This is a genomic window from Bifidobacterium apri (assembly GCF_009299485.1).
Taxonomy (GTDB): Bacteria; Actinomycetota; Actinomycetes; order Actinomycetales; family Bifidobacteriaceae; genus Bifidobacterium; species Bifidobacterium apri.
The window spans coordinates 1-5,702 of record NZ_WBSO01000044.1; the positions used below are offsets into that span (position 1 = coordinate 1).

General features: G+C 60.9%; 1 protein-coding gene and 3 rRNA genes. All 4 read left to right on the forward strand.

Annotation, left to right across the window (positions count from 1 at the left end; all coding sequences use genetic code 11):
* Nucleotides 1-182 (forward strand): hypothetical protein (locus tag DSM100238_RS09485; protein ID WP_205730720.1); only part of this gene is annotated, 182 nt, incomplete at its 5' end.
* A 205-nt stretch (nt 183-387) separates the two neighbouring features.
* A 16S ribosomal RNA gene (locus tag DSM100238_RS09265) occupies nt 388-1,920 on the forward strand.
* A gap of 417 nt (nt 1,921-2,337) precedes the next feature.
* Nucleotides 2,338-5,405 (forward strand): 23S ribosomal RNA (locus tag DSM100238_RS09270).
* 174 nt (nt 5,406-5,579) lie between these two features.
* Nucleotides 5,580-5,696 (forward strand): 5S ribosomal RNA (gene rrf / locus DSM100238_RS09275).
* Together the 16S, 23S and 5S rRNA genes form the textbook arrangement of a ribosomal RNA operon.
* The last annotated feature ends 6 nt before the right edge of the window (nt 5,697-5,702 follow it).

Here is a 5,702-nt window from a genome sequence, read left to right on the forward strand (position 1 = left end):
GTTGGTTGTTGGTTGTTTTTTCGACACGCCGGTGTTTGGTTGGTTTTCCGGGGGTTTTGGGGTGTGTGGTGTGGGGTTGGTTTGCGTGGTTGGTGGTGGTGGTGTATGTTGTTCTCTTGCTGCCGCTCGCCGGCCGGCTTCCTTCGGGGGGTTTGGTTGGTGGGTGTGTGGTGGTGGTTTGAGAACTCAAGAGCGTGTCTGTACTACTTCTTTTATAGTCAATGATTGCCAGTCCGGCTCCCGCTTCCGTGCGGGGTGCTTGTCGTCTCGTGGGGGAGTCCGCGAGGGCGGTTGATGGGGGTCGGGGTTTTCGTGCGAGTCGCCTTTCCTTATTAGGCGACCGTCAATTTTATTGTGAGAGTCTTGATTGGCTTTCCGCATTGTTTTTTTGTGGAGGGTTCGATTCTGGCTCAGGATGAACGCTGGCGGCGTGCTTAACACATGCAAGTCGAACGGGATCCTGCGGGCTTTGCCTGCGGGTGAGAGTGGCGAACGGGTGAGTAATGCGTGACCAACCTGCCCCATGCTCCGGAATAGCTCCTGGAAACGGGTGGTAATGCCGGATGCTTCCGCGCCCCGCATGGGGTGTGGGGAAAGCTTTCGGGCGGCGTGGGATGGGGTCGCGTCCTATCAGCTTGTTGGCGGGGTGAGGGCCCACCAAGGCTTCGACGGGTAGCCGGCCTGAGAGGGCGACCGGCCACATTGGGACTGAGATACGGCCCAGACTCCTACGGGAGGCAGCAGTGGGGAATATTGCACAATGGGCGCAAGCCTGATGCAGCGACGCCGCGTGCGGGATGGAGGCCTTCGGGTTGTAAACCGCTTTTGTTTGGGAGCAAGCCTTTCGGGGTGAGTGTACCTTTCGAATAAGCACCGGCTAACTACGTGCCAGCAGCCGCGGTAATACGTAGGGTGCGAGCGTTATCCGGATTTATTGGGCGTAAAGGGCTCGTAGGCGGTTCGTCGCGTCCGGTGTGAAAGTCCATCGCTTAACGGTGGATCTGCGCCGGGTACGGGCGGGCTGGAGTGCGGTAGGGGAGACTGGAATTCCCGGTGTAACGGTGGAATGTGTAGATATCGGGAAGAACACCAATGGCGAAGGCAGGTCTCTGGGCCGTTACTGACGCTGAGGAGCGAAAGCGTGGGGAGCGAACAGGATTAGATACCCTGGTAGTCCACGCCGTAAACGGTGGATGCTGGATGTGGGGCCCTTCCACGGGTCCCGTGTCGGAGCCAACGCGTTAAGCATCCCGCCTGGGGAGTACGGCCGCAAGGCTAAAACTCAAAGAAATTGACGGGGGCCCGCACAAGCGGCGGAGCATGCGGATTAATTCGATGCAACGCGAAGAACCTTACCTGGGCTTGACATGTTCCCGACGGATCCGGAGACGGGTCTTCCCTTCGGGGCGGGTTCACAGGTGGTGCATGGTCGTCGTCAGCTCGTGTCGTGAGATGTTGGGTCAAGTCCCGCAACGAGCGCAACCCTCGCCCCGTGTTGCCAGCACATGATGGTGGGAACTCACGGGGGACCGCCGGGGTTAACCCGGAGGAAGGTGGGGATGACGTCAGATCATCATGCCCCTTACGTCCAGGGCTTCACGCATGCTACAATGGCCGGTACAACGGGATGCGACATGGTGACATGGAGCGGATCCCTGAAAACCGGTCTCAGTTCGGATCGGAGCCTGCAACCCGGCTCCGTGAAGGCGGAGTCGCTAGTAATCGCGGATCAGCAACGCCGCGGTGAATGCGTTCCCGGGCCTTGTACACACCGCCCGTCAAGTCATGAAAGTGGGCAGCACCCGAAGCCGGTGGCCTGACCAGTTTTGCTGGGGGGAGCCGTCTAAGGTGAGGCTCGTGATTGGGACTAAGTCGTAACAAGGTAGCCGTACCGGAAGGTGCGGCTGGATCACCTCCTTTCTACGGAGTTTTCTTTTTGGTGCCTGGCATGGTGCCGTGGGGATTGTCCCTGCGGGTGCCGGGCGTGCTGGCGTGGAACGGTCGTTGCACTCCTTCGGGGGTGGGTATGGGCATGCTGTTGGGTTCCCTGGCCGCCACGGCCCCCCGGGTGGGGGTGGGCGTACAGGTGCCCGCCGTGGCCGGCGCCTCCTTGGTGGGGGTGGTTGGTTGTGGTGTGGCGTGGTGGTTTGAGAACTGGAGAGTGGACGCGAGCGGGCCATGCCGCCGTTTGTGGTGGTTGTGGTCTGCTTGTACTGATGTATTTCGACCGGGTCCCCTGTTTTGGGGGTCTGGTTGTTGTTTGATCGTTTTGTGATCGCAGAGTGTTGATGATCTGTCGTCCGGTGTTCGTTTGGTCTTGCGGGTTGCCCCGTGTGTGGGGTTGCTTGCAAGGGCGTATGGTGGATGCCTTGGCAGACGGGACCGATGAAAGACGTGGCGGGCAGCGATATGCCTCGGGGAGCCGCCGAGCTGGCTTTGATCCGAGGGTTTCTGAATGGGGTGACCCGGCAGCCGTTGTGGGCTGTCACCGCAGTTTTTTGCGGGGGGTACGCAGGGAAGTGAAACATCTCAGTACCTGCAGGAAAGGATATTCCGTGAGTAGTGGCGAGCGAAAGCGGACCAGGCCAAACCTTGCGCGTGTGATACCCGTCGGGGGTTGCGCGTGGGGTGTTGCGGGCTTGTGTGTCCGGTCTCCGACGGGGCCGGGCCGAGTGATAAAACGACGTGTGAGGCGAGCAGGATTGAATGCCTGGCCGGAGAGGGTGATGGCCCCGTAGCCGTATGCGTGTCGTCTCGGTATCACAGTGCCCAAGTAGCACGGGCCTCGTGGAATCCCGTGTGAATCCGCCCCGACCGTGGGGTGAGCCTAAGTATTCCCGTCTGACCGATAGTGTACCAGTACCGTGAGGGAAAGGTGAAAAGCACCCCGGGAGGGGAGTGAAAGAGTTCCTGAAACCGTGCGCCTACGATCCGTCGGAGCCTTCTTTGTGGGGTGACGGCGTGCCTATCGAAAAATGAGTCTGCGAGTCAGTGGCATGTGGCGTGCATAAGCCGTGTGGCGTATGCGTAGCGAAGGCGAGTCCGAAGAGGGCGTTTGTCGCGTGTCCTGGACCCGAAGCGGGATGATCTAGCCCTGGGCAGGTTGAAGCGTGGGTAAGACCGCGTGGAGGACCGCACCCACCTGGGTTGAAAACCGGGGGGATGACCTGGGGCTAGGGGTGAAAGGCCAATCAAATTCCGTGATAGCTGGTTCTCTCCGAAATGCATTTAGGTGCAGCGTCGCGTGTCGCCTCCGGGGGGTAGAGCTACCGGATGCTTGAGGGCCCGTTTGGGGTACCGACAGCAGCCGAACTCCGAATACCCGTGAGGTGTGGCGCGGCAGTGAGTCGGCGGGGGATAAGCTCCGTCGTCGAGAGGGAGACAGCCCAGAGCGTCGTCCAAGGTCCCGAAGCGTGTGCTAAGTGGGAAAGGATGTGGGGCCGCATTGACAGCCAGGAGGTTGGCTCAGAAGCAGCCATCCTTGAAAGAGTGCGTAACAGCTCACTGGTCTAGTGGTCCCGCGCCGACAATGTAGCGGGGCTCAAGCACACCACCGAAGACGCGCCAGCAGGTTTTCCTGCTGGGTAGGAGAGCGTCCCCCTTGGGGCGAAGCGGCCGCGTGAGCGTGTCGTGGACCGTGGGGGAGTGAGAATGCAGACATGAGTAGCGAGAGACGGGTGAGGATCCCGTCCGCTGGATGACCAAGGGTTCCGGGGCCACGTTCGTCGTCCCCGGGTCAGTCGGGTCCTAAGGCGAGGCCGACAGGCGTAGTCGAATGGATGAACGGGTCGATATTCCCGTACCGGCTGGGGACCGTCAAAGCCGAAGCGCGTGCGCTAACCTCCGCCGCTTGTTGAAGCGCCTTTCGGGGCGTGGATGCGGGTGGTGTTGGGATCCCGCGTGTGGTAGGCCGACGCAGGAGTGACGCAGTCAGGTAGCCGGCCGCGGAGGTGGTTTTCCGTGGTCAAGCGCGCAGGCCGTCCCGCAGGCAAATCCGCGGGACGTGAGGCCGAGGCGTGATGATGGGCCCCCCAGGGGGCGAATCCGGTGATCCCTTCTGCCGAGAAAAGCTTCGGCGCCAGGGCCCTATGCCGCCCGTACCCCAAACCGACACTGGTGGTCTGGTAGAGTATACCAAAGCGATCGAGCGAATCCTGGTCAAGGAACTCGGCAAACCACTCCCGTGCCTTCGGTATAAGGGAGACCCCTTGGGGTGATGTCCTTTGCGGGCGGAGCCTTGGGGGGTGGCACAGGCCAGGGGGTAGCGACTGTTTACCAAAAACACAGGTGCATGCGAAGGCGCAAGCCGCTGTATATGCACTGACGCCTGCCCGGTGCCGGAAGGTTAAGAGGATCCGTCAGCCCGTTCGGGTGAAGCGGTGAATTCAAGCCCCGGTAAACGGCGGTGGTAACTATAACCATCCTAAGGTAGCGAAATTCCTTGTCGGGCAAGTTCCGACCTGCACGAATGGCGTAACGACTTCCCCGCTGTCTCGACCAGGAGCTCGGCGAAATTGCAGTACGAGTAAAGATGCTCGTTAAGCGCAGAAGGACGAAAAGACCCCGGGACCTTTACTATACCTTGGTATTGTCGTCAGGTCTGGATTGTGTAGCATAGGCGGGAGGCTTCGAGCCGCGGGCGCCAGCCCGCGGGGAGCCGGAAGGTGAAATACCGCTCTGTCCACACCTGGCGTCTAACCTCGACACGTCATCCGTGTCAGGGACAGTGCCTGGCGGGTAGTTCAACTGGGGCGGTTGCCTCCCAAAGAGTAACGGAGGCGCTCAAAGGTCCCCTCAGCCCGGTCGGCAACCGGGTGTCGAGTGCAATCGCACAAGGGGGCTTGACTGCGAGACCGGCGGGTCGAGCAGGGACGAAAGTCGGAGATAGTGATCCGGTGCCGGCGCACGGGCGCGGCATCGCTCAACGGATAAAAGGTACCCCGGGGATAACAGGCTGATCATTCCCAAGAGTCCATATCGACGGGATGGTTTGGCACCTCGATGTCGGCTCGTCGCATCCTGGGGCTGGAGCAGGTCCCAAGGGTTCGGCTGTTCGCCGATCAAAGCGGCACGCGAGCTGGGTTCAGAACGTCGTGAGACAGTTTGGTCTCTATCCTCTGCGCTCGTTGGAATCCTGAGGAGGCCTGCCCATAGTACGAGAGGACCTGGGTGGACGAACCTCTGGTATGCCGGTCGTCACGCCAGTGGCGCGGCCGGTTGGCTACGTTCGGGAGGGATAACCGCTGAAAGCATCTAAGCGGGAAGCCTGCTCCGAGATCAGGATTCCGTGACCCCCTTTCGGGGGGTCTGGAGACTCCATGCAGAACACGTGGTTGATAGGCCGGACGTGGAAGCCCCGCAAGGGGTGGAGCCGACCGGTACTAACAGTCGAACGGCAACACACACACCACCCCCACAGGGTGGCAGGAACAAACAAACAAGCATTCAACTCGGATGATGGGGAGACACCCCGCGCATCACATTACTGATCCTTCGGTCGCGTCCACTATCCGGTCCCCGAACCACCACAATCCCCCGGGAACACCCCATATAGGGTCCCGGGATGATAATCACAGATTTGCGGCGGCCTTGGCCCAGGGGAGACGCCCGGCTCCATTCCGAACCCGGAAGCTAAGACCTGGCACGGCGATGGTACTGCATCCGGAAGGATGTGGGAGAGTAGCACGCCGCCGCACCAACAC